This window comes from Duganella sp. AC917, assembly GCF_979258245.1.
The window spans coordinates 6116060-6134173 of sequence record NZ_OZ409848.1; the positions used below are offsets into that span (position 1 = coordinate 6116060).

The window sequence follows — 18114 nt, forward strand, 5'->3', positions numbered from 1 at the left end:
CACCGCATTCCCACTGCTTAGTGCGTTACACGCCCCAGATGATGCTTTCGTTTTCCTGTTTGGCCGAGCGCAGCATCTCCAGCAGCGGATAGGCGCGCGCGTGGAATCCCACGCGCTGCATGACGGCGTGTTCGACCGTCTCGTTCTCTTCCTTCTCGTGCGCGTGGATGTCGTGCTCGACATCGTTTTCAGGATGGAGTTTGCTTTCGGCCACTTCGTGCTCGAGCACCGACAGCGCCTGTTCGGCTTCGGCGGCGGTGATCACGCCGCGCGTGGGATTTTTATGCAGCAGGTCGAGGATGCGCTGGGCGTGTTCCTGATACATCAGGACTTCGGGGCTGGATTTGGATTTGAAGGCAATTAACATGATGCGCTTTCTTAGTATTATTGATCAAAGGTATTACGGTGCGCCGAATGACGAAGCAGCGGCATGCCGTTGCTGTTCACATTAGGACGCCATGGAAACTTTACAAGAGACGAGCTCATCTGTCTGGACGTTAGCGCACGTCAATTAAGTGTCTTCTAAGCAAAGCACCCGGTTTCAGGTCAATTTGAAGGAGCTGAACCAGGTTTCCACGGTGTCACGCACGATGTTTTTCTCGCGGCCCATGACGATGACCTGGTAAATGCGCGTGTCTTTGGCGATGAAGCGCCCGATCAGCAGCATGGGTTCGCCGTTCCGGCTTCCCTTGGCCTCAACATCGATCACCGTCTGCCGGTTGGCTGCGGACGCCGCACTTTTGGTCACCGTGGCGCCGATGTTTTTGACCAGCGCCGTTTTCATCGCTTCGAGCGCCGCCGGGGTGCGTGCCGCGTCCGCCAGTTGCGCGCTGCCGACCGCGAACACCACGCCGTCCACCTCGGTCGCCGTCATCGTCATCTTCACATCGACGTCGTCGAGCTTGATGTCGCGGGTCTGGCTGGCCGGCTTGCCGGGGAACAGCACCGCGTACGGCGCGTCGTTGCTGCGGTAATCGCGCCAGTCGTATTGCGGACTGCAGGCGGCCAATGCGGCCGCCATCAACAGCGCCAGCGAAATCTTTTTCATGATGCCTTCGCTTTCTTGTTTTTGCGTTCGTCTTCGTCGCGCTTCCACTCGTCGATATGCGGCTCCTGGCGCAGCACGCGGGACGCCGGATCGACAGTATAGTGCGCGTTGGCGGCCAGCGGCAGTTCGCCGCGTCCATCGCTCATCGGCAGACGAACGATGCGCTCGCCCTGGTCGTCGATGACGCGCACCTCGAGCGGCATCGGAAACGCACCGCCGTCCTTGAGCTTCCAGTGTAGTTGCAGCGTGCCGCCGTTGCGCGTCTCCACCAGTTCCGGCAGCGCCGCGTGGTACAGGTAGGCGTCGAAAAACCAGCCCAGGTCGCGCCCGCTCACCTCGTTGGCGATGGCGGTGAATTCTTTCGTGCTGCTCCAGCGCGGCTGGAAGTTGCCGGGAGCGGGCCGCTCGGTTCCATACACCATGCGGCGCGTGGCGCGGAAGAAGGCGTCGTCGCCGATCAGGTTGCGCAGCGTGTGCAGGATCAGCGAGCCCTTGGTGTAGATGTCGTTGCCCGGACCGCCGCGCTTGTCGTCGTAGACGTCTTCGATGCGCTGCGGTTTGCCGCCGACCACCGGCACCTTGTTGCGCAGCGACTTGCGTTGGTTGAACAGCTCGGCCTGGAATTCCATCTCGCCGCGCAGCCATTGCAGGTACAGCGGCTGCATGTAGCTGCCGAAGCCCTCGTGCAGCCACATGTCGTCCCAGTCGGCGTTGGTCATCTGGTTGCCGAACCACTCGTGCGATAGTTCGTGGTGCAACAGCCAGTCGTAGCCGTAAGGCGACTTCAGGTAGCCGTTGCCGTAGGCGTTGATGGTTTGATGTTCCATGCCAAGGTGCGGGGTTTCGACCACGCCCATTTTCTCGTCGCCGAACGGGTAGGGGCCGATGCGGCGTTCGAAGAAATCGAGCATCGGCGCGAACTCGGCGAACAGCCCCCTGGCCTGCGCTTCGTGTCCTTTCAGATACCACATGCGCAGCGGGATGGTATTGCCGTAGCGGCTGGCGTAGTCGCCCGACAGCATGTGGTAGGGACCGATGTTGAGCGCGATGCCGTAGGTGCTGGGATTTTTGGCGCGCCAGTGGTAGGTGCGCCAGCCGTCCTTTTCGTCCATGCCGACCGCCACGCCGTTGCCGGCGACCACCAGCGGCGCCGGCACGCTGATGTGCAGGTCGATCAACTTGGCCTTGCCCATCGGATGGTCGATGCAGGGCCAGAACAGGTCGCACCCTTCGCCCTCGACGGCGGTGGCGATCCACGGCTGGCCGTCCGTTGTTTTGCTCCAGGTGAAGGCGCCGTCCCACGGGGCGCGCCTGGCCACATGCGGCACGCCGTGATAGCGGATGCGCACGGTGGCGCGGGCGCCGGCCGGCAGCGGCGTCGGCAAGGTTAAATAGAGGCGTCCGTCCGGATTGCTGATTGCCGAGCGCGCCAATTCCACGCCGTCGACACTGGCGCCGTCGACCGGCAGGTTGCGGTCCAGCTCGACGGCGAGGCGGGTCAGCGGGGCGGTGGCGAGCTCGTTGGCGACAAAGGTCAGGGCAGCGTCGCCGGTGATGCTTTGCGTGGCCGGATCGACGCGCAATGACAGATCGGCTTTTTCAAACGTGACCGCCAACTGCTCCGGCGCGCGCGGGCCGCCCGAGCCGGCGGTGAAGTCGGTCAGCGGAAGTTGCGTCGTGGCGCAGCCGGCCAGCAAGGCGCTGGCGGCGAGATACAAAGGCAGGCGTGTCATGCGTATTCCAACGGTCGGATGTCGATCAGGCAATATAGCAGCAACGCCCATGTTCCGGAGCGCCGACGCGGGAGTGTGGACTGGCAGCCTCAGCAATAACCGCCGGGCGCGGGGGCAACCTTCGATTTTTTATTTACTATTGGCAATTTCCTTGATCTTCGATAAGATGTGATTATCAATTGTTGGTTCTGGGTCAGTGATGGCCCTGTTCAGCTTCTTGCCTTCCGTCCCCAGGCCCCCGGGACAAGCTCTCACCCTTCGCGTCCAGATTCCTGCCGCTTTTCGCGCAAGCGACCTCATGCCGCCAGTACCGGCGTCGATGTCGTTTGTCACTGACATCGCTGCCACCGCAGCTCGAAAACGGAAAATATAATGAAAATCACTAACTTAAAAATCGGAACCCGACTTGGCCTTGGCTTTGGCGTGGTCGTTGTTTTACTGCTGGTCGTGTCTTTCATCGCCATCAGTCGGATCGCCATGATCAATAAGGCGACGGATGAAATCCTGAATGACCGTTACGTCAAGGTCACGGTGGCCCAAGATATCCAAACCGAGGTAAACGTGCAGGCGCGCTATCTGCGCAACGCCATTATCGGTGCGGCGGATCCGGCCGAAGTGACGGCTTCGCTGGCCAAGCTGGACGCGTCGGTGAAAAAGAATGTCCAGAATCTCGCGAAACTGAAGAGCCTGCTGAATACGGAAAAGGGTAAAGCGCTGTTCGCCACATTGATCGAGCGCCGCAATGTCTATGCGAGCACCCGCGACGCTACCGTCAAGCTTTTGGTGGACGGCCAGCCGGACCTGGCCGGTAAATACCTGCTCAAGGAACTGGTTGGGCCGCAAAATGCCTTCTTTGAGTCCATCGACGCGTTGGCGGATTTCCAGGAATCGTTGATGAAGAAGTCGGGCGAGCAAGCCGAGGCCGATGGCGCTTTCGCCGTGCGCGTGACGGTGGCACTGTCCGCGATTGCCGCCATCGCCGCCGCGCTGATCGGCTGGCTGATCACGCGCTCGATCACCATTCCGGTGAACCACGCCGTCGCACTGGCGCAAACCGTCGCCGCCGGCGACTTGAGCAGCCGCATCGAGGTGCAGAGCAAAGACGAGATAGGTTCGTTGATGCAGGCGCTCAAGGATATGAACCACAGTCTGAACAGCATTGTCGGCCAGGTGCGTGTCAGCACCGACGAGATCGCAACGGCCACCGGCGAGGTCGCCACCGGCAATATGGATCTGTCGTCGCGCACCGAGCAGCAAGCCAGCGCGCTGGAAGAGACCGCATCGTCGATGGAGGAACTGACCTCCACTGTGAAGCAGAACAGCGACAACGCGCGCCAGGCCAACCAGTTGGCGGTCTCCGCCGTCGAGGTGGCGCGCCAGGGAGGCGTGGTGGTGGACGAAGTGGTCACCACGATGGGGCAGATCAACGAATCGGCCGCCAAGATCTCGGACATCATCGGCGTTATCGACGGTATCGCCTTCCAGACCAACATCCTGGCGCTGAACGCGGCGGTGGAGGCGGCCCGCGCCGGAGAACAGGGCCGCGGTTTCGCGGTGGTGGCGTCGGAAGTACGCAATCTGGCGCAGCGCTCGGCGGGTGCGGCGAAGGAGATCAAGACCCTGATCAATGACTCGGTCGAGCGGGTCGACGCCGGCAACCGGTTGGTGGCCAAGGCCGGCACCACGATGACCGAGGTGGTTGCCAGCATCCAGCGCGTGACCGATATCATGGGCGAAATCACCGTTGCCAGCCGCGAGCAGGAAGTCGGCATCGAACAGATCAACCAGGCCGTCACTGAAATGGACACCGTGACGCAGCAAAACGCCGCCTTGGTGGAAGAGGCCGCCGCAGCGACCGGCGCACTGGAACAGCAGGCCGCGCATCTGGCGCAGGTGGTCAGCGTGTTCAAGCTCGATAACGGTGCGCGGACGGCGCCGCCGCTAGCAGTGCAGGCATCCTCGCCGGCGCGGCGGTCGGCCCCACGCCTGGCGCTGGCCGGCTGAGCACTGCCGCCGCGCACGGCGGCGCCCCTCCCTGACGACACGCCTGAACGGCGCGGCCTGGCCGCGCCGTTTAACGTTTGCGGCTATCAAAGCGCATGCTGACGCTCCACAACAACACGCAGCCGCTCCGCTTGCTGTGACGCAATATGTTCTACCGCCGTTGGATCAACATCGAACGATTGCAGTGCCAATTGATCCCAACGGAAACTATCATGAACATCTCTAACTTGAAAATCGGAACGCGGCTGGGCCTGGGGTTCGGCGTGGTGGTGGTGTTGCTGGTGGCCGTGGCGCTGGTCGCGATCACCCGCATCAACCTGATCAATCAGGCGACGGACCGGATCCTGGGCGACAGCTTCGTCAAATTGACGCTGGCCCGGCAAATCCAGACCGAGGTCAATGTGCAGGCGCGCTTGCTGCGCAACGCCGTCATTGGTGCTGCCGACCCGGCCGAAGTACGGGAGCAGCTGGAGAAGATGGATGTGTCGCTGAAGGCGAACGAAGAGTACATCGTCAAGCTGAACAGCCTGCTGACGCTGCCCAAGGGGAAGGAATTATTCAAGACACTGAGTGAGCGGCGCGACGCTTACACGGCGGTGCGCAACGCCCTCGTCAAGCTGATCAAGGATGGACAGCCGGAGCAGGCCGGGAAATACGTGAGCAAGGAATTACGAGCGGTACAGACCCCGTATTTCAGCGCCATCAACGCGATGGAGGATTTTCAGGAATCGCTGATGAACAAAGATGGTGAGGAAATCGCGGCTGGAGGGGCGTCGGCCGTGCGATTGAGCGTCATCCTGTCGGCGACCGCCGCCATCATGGCGGTGCTGATCGGCTGGTTCATCACGCGGTCGATCACGGTGCCGGTCAACCGGGCCGTGGTGTTGGCGCAGACCGTCGCCGCCGGCGATTTGAGCGGCCATGTCGACGTGCAAAGCAAGGACGAGATCGGTGCGCTGTTACGGGCGCTGAATGACATGACCGGCAGCCTGAACACTATCGTCGCCCAGGTGCGCGCCGGCAGCGACGAGATCTCGACCGCGACGTCGGAAGTGGCCAGCGGCAACCTGGACCTGTCGTCGCGCACCGAGCAGCAGGCCAGCGCGCTGGAAGAGACGGCGTCGTCAATGGAGGAGCTGACCTCCACCGTCAGGCAAAACAGCGACAACGCGCGCCAGGCCAATCAGTTGGCCGTGTCCGCTGTCGACGTCGCGCGCCAGGGTGGCGCGGTGGTCACGGAAGTTGTCACGACGATGGGTCACATTCATGCGTCGGCTGGCAAGATCTCGGACATCATCGGCGTCATCGACGGCATTGCCTTCCAGACCAACATCCTGGCCCTGAACGCGGCGGTGGAGGCGGCGCGCGCGGGCGAGCAGGGCCGTGGCTTTGCGGTGGTGGCCTCGGAAGTGCGCAACCTGGCGCAGCGCTCGGCCAGCGCGGCGAGGGAAATCAAAACCTTGATCAACGACTCCGTCGAGCAGGTCAACGCAGGCAATCTGCTGGTGGCCAAGGCCGGCACCACGATGACCGAGGTGGTCGACAGCATCCAGCGTGTCACCGACATCATGAGCGAAATCACGGCGGCCAGCCGCGAGCAGGAGGTCGGCATCGAGCAGATCAACCAGGCCGTCAACGAAATGGATGCGGTGACTCAGCAGAATGCCGCGCTGGTGGAGCAGGCGGCGGCGGCGACGGCGGCGCTGGAGAGCCAGGCATCGCATCTGACGCAGGTGGTCAGCGTGTTCAAGCTTGAGCAGGGACGTGCCGCGCCGCCGGGCCAGCAGCCGCAAAAGCGGCCGCCACCCCAATTGGCGCTGGCGACGATTTGACGGCGGCTACGACGACAATCGCTGGTTGTGCACCTTGCCGGCGATGGTGACGTTCTTCAACACCAGATCCTTGACGTTGTACAGATACGCCGGTTGTTTGGCCACCGGCGTGCCGAAATCGCAGTCGCTGATGGTGACATTACTCACCGGCAGAATCTGCGGCTTGCCCGGCCCGTTGTAATTGACCGCCACCGGCCCCAGTACGACGATCGGCTGATAGCACGAGAACTTGCCGTCCCCGGTCTGCACATTGCCCACCGTAATACCGGAGATATGCACGTTGGTCACCAGCGGCGGCCGCGTACGGATGGTATCGTCGAGCGGACTGTAGTCACAGTCGAACGTGATCACGCCCCCGGCGCCCGCCGCTACCGTCTTCTCCGGAATCCCCGAGCCAGGCGTCGGTTTGTAAAACGCCGGCGTGGTGCGAATGCCGTTCGGTATCTGCACATTGCGCACGTAGAAATTGCGCAAAAAGCCGCCGCGCGCCATATTGGTTTTCAGCCGGATGGCGATGTTAAGCGGATCGGTCTTCCAGTTGGCGTTCTCGAACACCAGGTTTTGCGCATACACATTCTGGATGCCGCCGGACATGATGCTGCCCAAGGTCAACGCGCCATGGCCGCTGTGCATGCGGCAATTCTGCACCACCACGTTCTCGCACGGGCCGAACTGCGTATCCGTACCCTTGCCGGAATCGATGGCGATGCAATCGTCGCCGGTGTTGAATTGGCAGCCCTCGATCAGCACGTGGCGGCACGATTCCGGGTCGAAGCCGTCGTTGTTGGCGCCCATGCTGTTGGCGTAAATGCCTTTCACGTGCACATTGGCGCAGTCGACCGGGTTGTGCTGCCAGAATGGCGTGTTGGTGGTCTGGTAGCCGGCCAGCAGCACATCGGTGCAACTGATGAACTGCACCATGTGCGGCCGCAGAAAATGGCCGACGCCGAAGATGCGCTGTTTGGCCGGCACGCGCGCCTCGCTCAGCGCCCGCAGGTAGTGTGAATCGGACAGGAACCACGGATCGTCGCCCTCGATGCGCTTGGCCTCCTCGGCGGACAGATGCGGCGCGATTTCGGTCAGCGGGCGGTTGCGCGGGTTCGGCCTTTCCTGCACCTTGCCCACGGTGAACGGCACGTGCACCTCGCCCTTGCGCTCGCGGCCCTTCCACGACCACCAGCAGTCGGCATCGCCGGGGAAGGGCAGGCCGGCCTGGCCGTCGAGGATCGAAGTCCAGTCCTCGCCGGTCAGGGCGATGTTGCGCTGGCCGTGGGCGTACACCAGCGATGAATAGTTGAGGCAATCGTTGCCTTCCCAGCGCGTCAGCGACAGCTTGCCGTTGGCGCCGCAGTCGAATTCGCCATGGCGCGCGTAGTCGAGCGGATTGGCGGAGAAGTAGACGTGCGCGCCCTTGGCCAGATGCACGTGGACGTTCGACAGCAGCACGATCGGCCCGCCGCACAGCCAGTTGCCGGCCGGGATCAGCACGCGGCCGCCGCCGGCCTTGTGACAGGCGGCGATGGCGGCGCTGATGGCCGGATAGCAATCGGTCGCATCCGGCGCCGGCGTGTGGATATCGGCGCGGTCGCTGGAGCCGACCCAGGCGTTGATCGGCACCACCGCGCACGCCTTGCCGCCGAACGCCGTGATGACGAAATCCTCCTTGCGGAAGGTGAGCGGTTTCGATACGCGGTCGATGATGGCCTGTGCCTGGCGCCAGGGATCGTTGGGGGTGGCCGGGGCCGCGAGCAACTGCGCCGGCAGGCCGCCGGCCAGCGCCAGGGTACCGCCCGCCAGGGTCTGCATGAAGTTGCGGCGGGCTGCGTGGGTGGTTGAAGTGATCATCGTCATCCCGCCTCAGGTGTCCAGGACCGTCGAGATGGTCTTGCCGGCGATGCGCACATTGTTCAACGTCAGTCCCTTGACGTTGTGCGTGAACCATGGCTGCTCGGCGTTACGTGGCGTGCCGAAGTCGCAGTCGATGATGGTGATGTCGGTCAATGGCAACACCGGCGTGCCGGGCTTGCCGTTGAAGCTAGTCGCCACCGGTCCCAGGATCACCATGGCCTGGTAGCACGACACCTCGGCGCCGCCGATCTTGACGTTGCCCGCCTTGACGTTGGAAATGTGCACGTGCGACACCGACGGCGGACGGTTGCGCACGTCGTCGTCGGCCGGCGCGTAGTCGCAGTCGATGGTGATCAGGCCGCCGCCGCTGGTCGACACCGTCTTCGGCTTGATGACCGAGCCGGGCAGCGGATTGTAGAAACCCGGTGTGGTCTTCACGCCGTTGGGCACGGTCACATCGCGCACATAGAAATGGCGCAGGAAGCCGCCGCGATTCATATTGGTCTTCATGCGGATCGCCGTGCCGAGCGGGTCGCTGTCCCAGTGGACGTTGCGGAACTCGATGCGTTGCGCGTACACGTGCTCGATGCCGGCGGCCATCTCGCTGCCCAGGGTCACGCCGCCGTGGCCGCTGTTCATGATGGTGTCCTGGATCACCATGTTGCGCGTCGGACCTTCCGCGATGTCGCGGTTCTTGCCGGATTTGATGGCGATGCAATCGTCGCCGGTGTTGAATACGCAGCCTTCGACCAGGATGGTGTCGCACGACTCGGGATCGAAGCCGTCGCTGTTGGCGCCCTTGCTTTCCATGCGCACCTTGCTGAAATGGACATTGCGGCAGTTGACCGGGTGGTGCAGCCAGAACGGCGAATCGAGCAGTTGGTAGCCTTGCATCAGCACGTCGGTGCAGCCGACGAATTCGACCATGCACGGGCGCAGGTAGTGGCCGATGCCGAAGATGCGTTTGGCCACCGGCACGCCGGCCTCGGACAGCGCCGGCAGGTAGCGCGAATCGGTGCGCCAGTCGGGCCGGGTGCCCTGGATCAATGCGCGCTCGGCGTCCGACAGCGACGGCGCGATCGCCGCCAGCGATTCCGGATTGGCCGGATTGATCTTGCGCCCGTGCATGGGCGCCTGCTTGTTCTTGCCGCTCCAGTCCCACCAGGAACCGCCGCCGGTGTCGAACGGCACGCCGGCCTGGCCGTTGAGGATGCTGGTCCAGTCCTCGCCGGTCAGCGCGATGTTGCGCTGGTTATAGGCGTAGATCATCGGCGAGAAGTTCAGCACATCGTTGCCCTGCCAGCGCGAAATCACCAGCTTGCCGTTCTTGCCGCAATCGATGTCGCCGTACTTGGCGTAGTCGTTCGGGTTGGCGCTGAAATACACTTCCGCGCCGGCCGCCAGATGGACGTTGACGTTGGACAGCAGCACAATCGGCCCGGCGCAGTACCAGGCGCCGGCGGGAATCAGCACGCGGCCGCCGCCGGACTTGTTGCAGGCGGCGATGGCGGCGGCGATGGCCGGATAGCAGTCCGGCGACTTGGCGACCGGCGACATGCGCTTCAGTGGCTCGTCACCGCCGGTGGTGGTGATCTCGGCCAGCTTGCACGGTTTGGCGCCGAACTTGGTGATCGGAAAGTCCTCCTTGCGGAACACGAGCGGCTTGGCGAAACGGTCGATGATGCGCTGCGCCGCAGCCCAAGGATCGGCTGATGCGGCGGCGGAGGCGGGCGTGGCCTGGCCGAACGCCAGCGGCGCGGCGCCGCCCAGCATGGCGCCGGCCGAGGCCGCACGCAGGACGTTGCGGCGTTGCGGGTTCATTACTTGTGTCATTTTATTCGTCTCCATCATTGCGCCGTGACGCGGAAGTAATCGACATCCAGGCTCGACGCCTTGGCGCCGGCGTTGCGGGACGTGCCGTCGCCGACGCTGAACAGGCCGATCTGCGCGCCCACCCAGCGCCCCTTGCTGATCTTGAGCGGCTGGCCCACGGTCTGGAAGGTCACATTGTCGGTGCTATAGGCAAAATTGGCCATCGCGTCGGCGGCCATGGTCATGCGCAAATACAGCGACGACGGGGCAGCCGGCAGCACCACGGTCGCGGTTTCCTTGCAGCGCACCACGGCCGGGCCGCAGGTGGTGTAGACCAGCTGGGTGGCGTCGGCCGTCTTGCGCAGGCCCAGCCACGCATATTGCATGGCGTTGACGATCAGGCCGGCGCGGTCGCCGTTGTTGGCGTCGTTGAGCTGAACGCGCGTGTTGACGACAAACTCCGGCGCCGGCGGCTTTTGCGCCAGGATCGACGGCGCCGCGCGGACATAGTCGGCAGCCTGCGGCGCCGCCTGCGTGAACAGGCGCAACTGGCCGGGGCGCTCGGTGAGCGTATACCACCGGGCATTGCTGTTGGCGTTCCACTGCCATTGCAGGCCGAGGCGCGCGCCGTCGAATTCGTCCGAGGTCGGCGGCGTCTTGATGGCTGCGCCGGCGACCGGCTTGGCATGGGTGAGTACAGGTTGTCCGGCGCCCGCGTTGGGACCGGTTTCGCCGATGATCGGCCAGTCGTCGACCCAGCGCATCGGTTGCAGATGAACCACCCGGCCGTAAGCGTGCTTGTCCTGGAAATGGAGGAACCAGTCGTTGCCGTCTTGCGCCCGTACCCAGGCGCCCTGATGCGGGCCGTTGATTGCCGTCTTGCCCTGTTCCAGCACCGTGCGCACCTCGTACGGCCCATTCAGGGTACGCGAGCGGAACACCGACTGCCAGCCTTCCTCGACGCCGCCGGCCGGCGCGAACACATAGTAATAGCCGTTGGCCTTGTAGAACTTCGGCCCTTCCAGCGTCTTGTAGCCTTTGATCGCGTTACCGTCGATGAGCGTGGCGCCCTTGGTATCCAACAGTTTGCTGGCGTCCGGCGCCATGTTGCGCAGGGTCAGGATGTTGTTGAAGCCGGCCCGGCTTTTGGCCCAGCCGTGCAGCAGATACGCCTTGCCGTCGTCGTCCCACAGCGGCGTCGGGTCGATGATGCCTTTGCCCGGCAGCAGCAGCCTCGGCGCGCTCCACTGGCCGTCGAAACGGTCCGCCGTGATGACGAAGATGCCATGATCGGGGTCGGGGTAAAAGATCCAGAACTTGCCGTCGTGATAGCGCAGGCACGGCGCCCAGACGCCCTCGCCATGGCGCGGCACGGTGAAGCGCTCGGATGGCACCAACGCCGGCAAGGCGTGGCCCACCAATTCCCAGTTGACCATGTCCTTCGAGGTCAGCAGCGGCAGGCCCGGCGAACTATTGAAGCTCGACGAGGTCATATAGTAGGTGTCGCCGACGCGGATCGCGTCCGGGTCGGAATAGTCGGCGTGCAGCACGGGATTCTTGTACTGGCCGTTGCCGAGATCCGATACCCATGGTGAGGAGGCCGGCTTGGCCGGCGCGTCGGCCAGGCCGGTTTGGCACGCGGCCAGCGCGAAGGGCAGCAGCACGGCGCCGGCGACTTTGTAGCGGTTCATTGTTTTCATGTTACTGGTCATGGCATCAGAAAGTGTATTCCGCACGCAAGGTGTAGGCGCGGCCGATCGGTTTGGCGATGTTTTGCGCAAACACCACGCGCGAGCTCAAACGCTGGTTCGACAGCGGCGGTTCTTCGTTGAACAGGTTGTTGACGCCAAAGGTCACCTTCAGATTGTCCGAAAACTTGTAGTTGGTGCTCAGGTTATACAAGATGTAGTGGTCGATCACGTTGTAGAACGGCTGCCCCGGCTTTTGCGTCGGCAGCGCGTTGGTATCCTCGTAGCTGGAGGTGTAGGACTGCGTCAGCTGCGCGCCGAACCTGGCGTAGTTCCATGAGAAGCGCAGGTTGTGCTTCCATTTGAAGATGTAGGTATTGGCGGAGGTCGAACCGGTCGCCAGCGCGCCCGGACGGCCGACGCTGTCTACCCAGGCGCCGCCGGCGTCGTTCTGGCCTTCGTACTGGTCGACATAGGTGCCGTCCAGGTTGACGCCGAACTTGCCCCATTGCTTGGTCGGCACCACGTAGCGGAAGCTGACGTCGACGCCGCGCGTGTGCAGGCCGCCCATGTTCATGCGGGTGACGACGATGTAATCGAGGGTGCCGTCCGGATTGCGCGTGAACAGGTTGTTGTAGCGGTTGACGTCCGAGAAGATGGTGTCTTCGGTGATCTGCGCGATGGTGCCCTTCATCTTGATGTCCCACACATCGAACGACAGCATCATGTTCTTGACCGGTTCCAGCACGATGCCGGCGGTGTAGGTGCGCGATTTTTCCGGTTGCAGGTCCGGATTGGCGCCGGTCAGGGTGGTCAGCTGGGTGTTGCAGACGCGCGCCGGGTCGAGGTTCAGGCCGGTGTAGCGCGGGTCGGTGGTCAAGGTGCCGGTGTTTGGCTGCGACGGCGTCGCGCTCGGGCACAGCAGCGGGTCATCCCAGCGGTTGACCGACGGCGTGCGGGTGCGGGCCGCGCCGTACAGTTCCGGCAGCGTTGGCGCGCGAAAGCCGGTGCTGGCGGTGCCGCGCAGCATGACGGCGGTGTGCGGTTCCCAGCGCACGCTGGCTTTCGGGTTGAAGGTCGAACCGAAATCGCTGAAATGGTCGGCGCGGGCCGCCAGGGTGACATCGAGCTGCTTGCTCAGTGGCGCGTCAAGCTCCATGTACAGGCCGCCGATGGTGCGCGCGCCCTTGGGATTGGTGCCCGGCGCGCCGGATGTTTTGTAGGTCACCTCGTTGGCGAGCATGCTGGTGCGGTCGCTGTACATTTCGCGGTGCAGGTCGCCGCCGATGGCGACCGCCAGCGAGCCGCCTTCCAGCGGCATCAGCTCGCGCGACAGGTTGAAATCCGGACCGAAATATTTGACGCGCGCGGTGCGGTAATTCGCGCCGTCGACGCTGATGCTGTCGAGATAGGCGCGGCCCTCGGCGTCCTGCTTGCCGAAGGGGTTGAGCGTGCCGTTGGCCACGCCCGCGTACAGGCCCGGCGTGGTGACGAAGCCGGTCTTGTAGCCGACCCGGCGTTCGCTCATGGCGGCGTTGAAGCCGACGCGGTAGTCCCAGCCCATGACCGCGCCCTCGTCGGCGACGACGATGCGGTTGGTGTTCTGGCGGTCGTGCGTGCCGGCCGCGCCCAGTTCGTCCAGGCTCCACGTCAGCGCCAGATCCTGGCCGGTGACGCCGGCCACGGCCGGCACGCCGCCGCTGCCGCCCGGATACCATTTGCTGCTGTTGTTAATGAACAGCGGCTTGCGCACGCCGGGGTTGAGTTTATCGTAATCGGTTTGCGCACCGACCACCTGCGGCGGATTGAGCGCATCGATATAGGATTCGGTGTTGAGCATCTCCACCGTGAACAGCTTGTCGTCGCCGTGGCGGACCGAGGCTTTGGTGAACAGCGTGGTTTGCTTGTTGTCCGGCAGCAGCTGCGGATACAGGTTCGGGTCCAGGATACAGGTCTTGGCGCCGGCGCCCGACGCCTTGGTCGAGGCCAGGCTGTAAGGCGAGTCGTAGTTGCTGCCGCAACCGGTGGCCCAGTACGGGTTGCCGGTGGTGGTGGTCGGCTTGCCGTTGTTGTAGACCGTGTAGTTGGCCGGCGACGAGGACGAGCCGGAGGTGTTGCTGCTGAAGGCGGTGCCGCCCAGTTGCACGATGCGTTGCGGGTCCCAGATTTCCGGACGGCTGTTTTGCATCAGCGAGGTGCGGCGTTGCGTGTCGAGCGACGCGAAAACGTTCCAGCCATCTTTCTTCAGGTCGCCGATGCCGCCGGTGATGGAGAACCTGTTTTGTTCGCCGCCGCCGGAGCGTTGCGGCTTGACGATGCCGGCGCTCACGCTGACCTTGTTGACGGTGCGCTTGGTGATGAAGTTGATCACGCCGGCGATGGCGTCGGTGCCGTAGATGGCGGAGGCGCCGTCGCGCAGCACCTCGACCCGCTCGACCGCGCTCATCGGCACGACATCGACGTTGACCGAGCTGGCGCCGACCGCCTCGTTGGGCAGGCGGCGACCGTTGAGCAAGACCAGGGTGCGGTTGGTGTTCAGGCCGCGCATATTGATCATGGTGCCGCCACCGCCGCCGCCGACCGGTTCGTTGGTGGAGGCGGTGACCAGCGAGGTGGCCACTTCGGACATCGTGGTCAGGCCCTGGGCTTCCAGTTCCTCGGCCTTGTAGGTGGTCAGGGGCAGGGCGTTTTCGGTGGCGATGCGCTTGATCGACGAACCGGTCACTTCGACGCGGGTCATGCTGTCGTCGGACTGCTGGCCCTGGGCCTGGGCCGGGTTGGTCAGGGCCAGCACCGCGAGGGCGATGGCGCTGAGGGTGAGTTGCGGTTTTGTGGTGGTTGTCATGTTCAGTCTCCTGTTTTTTTATAGTGGAACGTCTGTGGTGATGCTTGGTGGTGCAATGTGGAACTCTTTTGGCGACTCTTCGATGGCGGATTACGGCTTCGCCTGATCCGCCCCACGTGGTTCTGTGCTTGTTTCGATGGCCGGATTCCAGCCTTTGCCGTTGTTAAAACTGCTGAAAATTTGTTGGCGGCTGCCGAAGCGGGCCGCGACCTGTCCCGCCGTTAGCGCATGCCCCGGCGTGCGCTGGCTGACATCCAATGGCCGGCCCGCCATGTCCATGCTGCCGAACTCGCCCCAGCCGGCGCCCGGTCTGGCTTCAGGTGTCTGCGGCTTTTTCGTCGCCCAGCCTTGCGCGGCGATATGACTGTCCATGCGGCAGTTGATGAAGCTGACGTTGTCCCACGTGGCTGGCGGTCCCTGCCGCGCCAGGTAGGCTTTGCCCGCTGGAACGTCGTTCCCCAGCGGGCCGGGTCCGTGCGTCAACCGGCTGTCGAGGAATACAAAGCCCGGCTCGCCCTCCGCGACGGTGCGCGCCTGCACGATGTAACCGCCGCCCCCGGCGTGTGCGCTGTCGCCGACGGTGCGGATCTCGCTGTCCTCGAACAGCGCGGCGCGGTTGCCGCCCCAGATGAAGTCGACATTGCCGGCGATCAGCGTGCGGTGGAACCACGAGTAGCCCTTGACCTGTATCGTGTCCTGCTCACTGAAGAAGCTGGCGTCGCGCACCACCAGCCGTCCCTGGTCGCTGCTGAAGACCAGGGTTTCCGCCTGTCCGCCCTTGCTGTGCGCGCGCACGGTCGTGTTGACCATGGTGAGGTTGTCGAGCGTGACCATGTCGGCGTCCTCGATCAGGAACACCGAGCGGCCGCCGTTGGCTGCCGGTGTCAGCGGTCCGCGTCCGGCGCCGGTTCCCGGATTGATGCCGTCGTTGTTGGTCGCTTCCAGGATGACGCCGTCGCGGCTTTCGCCGTGCAACGTGATGTTGTCCTTGCCGCGCAGGTACAGCAACTGGTCGTAGCGGCCGTTGGCGACGCGGATCGATACCGGCGCCGTGCGCGGCAAGCCGCCCATCGCGTGGTTGAGCGCGCCCTGGACGGTGCGGAAGTCGGCCGGGCCGTCATCGTCGACGCTGAGGCTGGCGCCGGTCGGCGCCGCCGCGCGGGTGCGGAAGGTCCACGGGCCGATGCTGGCGCTGGCGAACACGCCGGCGTCGACGACGACCTGGTATTCGGTGTTGTAGTCGAGCTTGGCGCTGTGCGGCTGTATTGTCGCGGTCTTGCCCTGCACGGTGATCGGGTTGTAGCGCACCACGCGCTTGTATTCCTGGCCCGGATTGCCGATGACATCCGTGTCTTCGCCGGGGCGCAGCTCGTCGACCAGCGCGCGGTCGGCAACGCGGTAGATGCGCACGGCGCCTTCGGTGCCGAGCACCGAAGGCCGATCAAAGACAATCCGCAGCGGTGTATCGACCTGGACGTCGGTGGCGCGCGCCATCGGCGACAGTTTCCATTCAGGCGTGTCGGCGGCCTGACCATGCGGCGGCAACGCCGCTCCGAGGAGGGCGGTAAAAAGGAGCCGCATGATCATTGCCTCGCGACTTTGACCGGCCAGGCGTCAGGGCCTTCGGGGAAGGGCGCGAAGCGCTTGGCGCAATCGAGCGCGTGCGCGTCCGGCGCGTTGAGCTGTCCGTCGAGTTTGATGGATGAGGTCTTGACCGGCGGGTTGCCGTCGACCACCACATCCTTCAGGGTCAGGCGCAGCGGATGGGCGTCGTCGTAGCCTTGCAGGTCCACCTGGCCCGGGGTCAGGCTGTGCACGTTTTCCATGCGCACGCCCGTGTAGGACGGGATCAGCTGGCCGGCCGGGCCGGGCTCGTAGTTGGTGTCGATATACAAGGGCCAGCGGTTGCCGCGCAGGCAGACGTTGCGGTAGACGATGCCGGTCACCACGCCGCCGCGCCGGTCGTTGCTTTTGATGCGCAGGCCGGAGGTGGTGCCGTCCATGTCCAGGTCGTCCACCAGCACGTTGCGAACGCCGCCATTGGTTTCGCTACCGATCGACATGCCGTGGCCGCTGTAGAAGTGGTTGTGCAGGATCGAGATGTTCTCGCTCATGCCGTTGTTGCCGGCTTTGATGGCGATATTGTCGTCGCCGGTGCGGATGTAGCTGTGGGCGATGGTCACGTTGCGCGAGGCGCCGGGATCGATGCCGTCGCTGTTGCGCGCGTCATGCGGCGTATCGATGCGCACTGCCCAGGCGGTAAAGCCGTCCACCTTGTTCAACGCCACGTGGAAGTTGGGCGAGTTGCGCAAGGTGATGCGGTACATCGTGAAGTCGCGGGCGTTGTCGATCTGGATCAGGCGCGGCACGTTCTGGCGCAGCTTTTCCTTTTGCGCGCGGCGGGCGATCTGCCACCAGGTTTCGGGTTTGCCTTCGATCGGCTGGCCACCCTGGCCGTCGATGGCGCCGTCGCCCATGATGCCCGCGCCCTTGGCGCCGCTGACGGTGATGAATGGACGGCAGCCCTTGCCGGCCGCATCCAGCGTGCCGCAGGTTTTTTCGCCGTTGTCGAACAGCATGGGATTGGTGCTGGCGTATAGCGTGACGTCGGCGTCCACGACCAGGGTGACGCCGCTGCCGATGCTCAGCGGGCCGGCGATGAAGCTGGTGTTGGACTGGTTGTTGCCGCCTGCCGCCAGGTGGACAGCGCCGCCCCGGGTGCACTGGTCGATGGCTTTCTGGATGCGCGCGGCGTCGTCGCGGCCAAGCTTGGCGGCCTCGGCGGTTATGACCGCGCAGGACTTCGGCAGGGTTGGTTCGCGCACGTCGCGCGTGTCCTGTGCGTGCACCGGTGGCTGAATGCACAGCAGTGCCGCAGCCATGGCCGAAGCCAACAGGGACGAAGGAGGAAATACTGCAATAGGCCGTTTTTTCGGGCCTAAGTTGGTGATGCGCATGACATGTCTCCAGTTATAGGCGCTGCTTCGGCAGCGCTCACTGGAGTACCTCGCGTACTCCGCGCCGATAAGACGAGGGCCACGTCGATATGGTGGCCGAGGTCGCTCGGTGGTGTGTTGCGTGTTTCATTACGTGGTGCGGAAAAAAGATTAGCAGATAAGAATGAGCGAAACCATGCTTCCAGGTTCAGATGGCGAGAATCATTACGCGCATTGGTGGATTTCACAACACCGGCCATATCGAACAGCGAGCGTTTCCGCCTTGAAAAAGTTCTCAAAAAGATATTTCTTTAGTTTAAACTACCGCCCGCGCGGCGCGCTTGGCCGCGACTGAATTGAAGGCGGCC

General features: G+C 63.9%; 12 protein-coding genes. 3 read left to right on the forward strand and 9 right to left on the reverse strand.

The annotated features are described in order from the left end of the window. Window positions 1-25 precede the first annotated feature (25 nt). From ACZ0BA_RS26720 to ACZ0BA_RS26730, 3 genes are all read right to left on the reverse strand, one after another. Window positions 26-367, reverse strand: coding sequence for a DUF1840 domain-containing protein (locus tag ACZ0BA_RS26720; protein WP_090323773.1), 342 nt, complete (start codon window positions 365-367; stop codon window positions 26-28). Window positions 368-541: 174 nt separating this feature from the next. Continuing rightward, a complete protein-coding gene (locus ACZ0BA_RS26725; RefSeq protein WP_463454146.1) occupies window positions 542-1048 on the reverse strand; it encodes a hypothetical protein in 507 nt (168 codons plus the stop codon). Further along, on the reverse strand, window positions 1045-2781 hold the full coding sequence (locus tag ACZ0BA_RS26730) for a M1 family metallopeptidase (RefSeq protein WP_463454147.1): 1737 nt from the start codon (window positions 2779-2781) through the stop codon (window positions 1045-1047). Before ACZ0BA_RS26730 ends, ACZ0BA_RS26725 begins: the two co-directional genes overlap by 4 nt. Before the next feature lie 372 nt (window positions 2782-3153). Here ACZ0BA_RS26730 and ACZ0BA_RS26735 point away from each other — a divergent pair, with 372 nt between their 5' ends. Both ACZ0BA_RS26735 and ACZ0BA_RS26740 read left to right on the forward strand, forming a co-directional pair. After that, a complete protein-coding gene (locus ACZ0BA_RS26735) occupies window positions 3154-4785 on the forward strand; it encodes a methyl-accepting chemotaxis protein (protein WP_463454148.1) in 1632 nt (543 codons plus the stop codon). 212 nt (window positions 4786-4997) lie between these two features. After that, window positions 4998-6617 carry a methyl-accepting chemotaxis protein gene (locus ACZ0BA_RS26740; RefSeq protein WP_463454149.1) on the forward strand — a complete coding sequence of 540 codons (1620 nt, stop codon included), beginning with the start codon at window positions 4998-5000 and terminating at the stop codon, window positions 6615-6617. A 6-nt stretch (window positions 6618-6623) separates the two neighbouring features. Here ACZ0BA_RS26740 and ACZ0BA_RS26745 read toward each other — a convergent pair whose 3' ends face one another. The 6 genes from ACZ0BA_RS26745 to ACZ0BA_RS26770 form a co-directional block, all read right to left on the reverse strand. Beyond that, window positions 6624-8462 (reverse strand): glycoside hydrolase family 28 protein, encoded by a 1839-nt coding sequence (locus ACZ0BA_RS26745; RefSeq protein WP_463454150.1) that lies wholly within the window; start codon window positions 8460-8462, stop codon window positions 6624-6626. 12 nt (window positions 8463-8474) lie between these two features. Next, on the reverse strand, window positions 8475-10298 hold the full coding sequence (locus ACZ0BA_RS26750; RefSeq protein ID WP_463454151.1) for a glycoside hydrolase family 28 protein: 1824 nt from the start codon (window positions 10296-10298) through the stop codon (window positions 8475-8477). 14 nt (window positions 10299-10312) lie between these two features. Further along, a complete protein-coding gene (locus ACZ0BA_RS26755) occupies window positions 10313-11977 on the reverse strand; it encodes a glycoside hydrolase family 43 protein (protein ID WP_463454152.1) in 1665 nt (554 codons plus the stop codon). A 16-nt stretch (window positions 11978-11993) separates the two neighbouring features. Beyond that, complete coding sequence (locus tag ACZ0BA_RS26760) at window positions 11994-14810, reverse strand: TonB-dependent receptor plug domain-containing protein (protein WP_463454153.1); 2817 nt, start codon at window positions 14808-14810, stop codon at window positions 11994-11996. A gap of 90 nt (window positions 14811-14900) precedes the next feature. After that, window positions 14901-16391 carry a pectinesterase family protein gene (locus tag ACZ0BA_RS26765; protein WP_463454154.1) on the reverse strand — a complete coding sequence of 497 codons (1491 nt, stop codon included), beginning with the start codon at window positions 16389-16391 and terminating at the stop codon, window positions 14901-14903. A 2-nt stretch (window positions 16392-16393) separates the two neighbouring features. Next, complete coding sequence (locus ACZ0BA_RS26770; protein ID WP_463454155.1) at window positions 16394-17692, reverse strand: glycoside hydrolase family 28 protein; 1299 nt, start codon at window positions 17690-17692, stop codon at window positions 16394-16396. Window positions 17693-17930: 238 nt separating this feature from the next. On the opposite strand from ACZ0BA_RS26770, the gene ACZ0BA_RS26775 reads away from it, so the two are divergent. Further along, window positions 17931-18101 carry a hypothetical protein gene (locus ACZ0BA_RS26775; protein ID WP_463454156.1) on the forward strand — a complete coding sequence of 57 codons (171 nt, stop codon included), beginning with the start codon at window positions 17931-17933 and terminating at the stop codon, window positions 18099-18101. The last annotated feature ends 13 nt before the right edge of the window (window positions 18102-18114 follow it).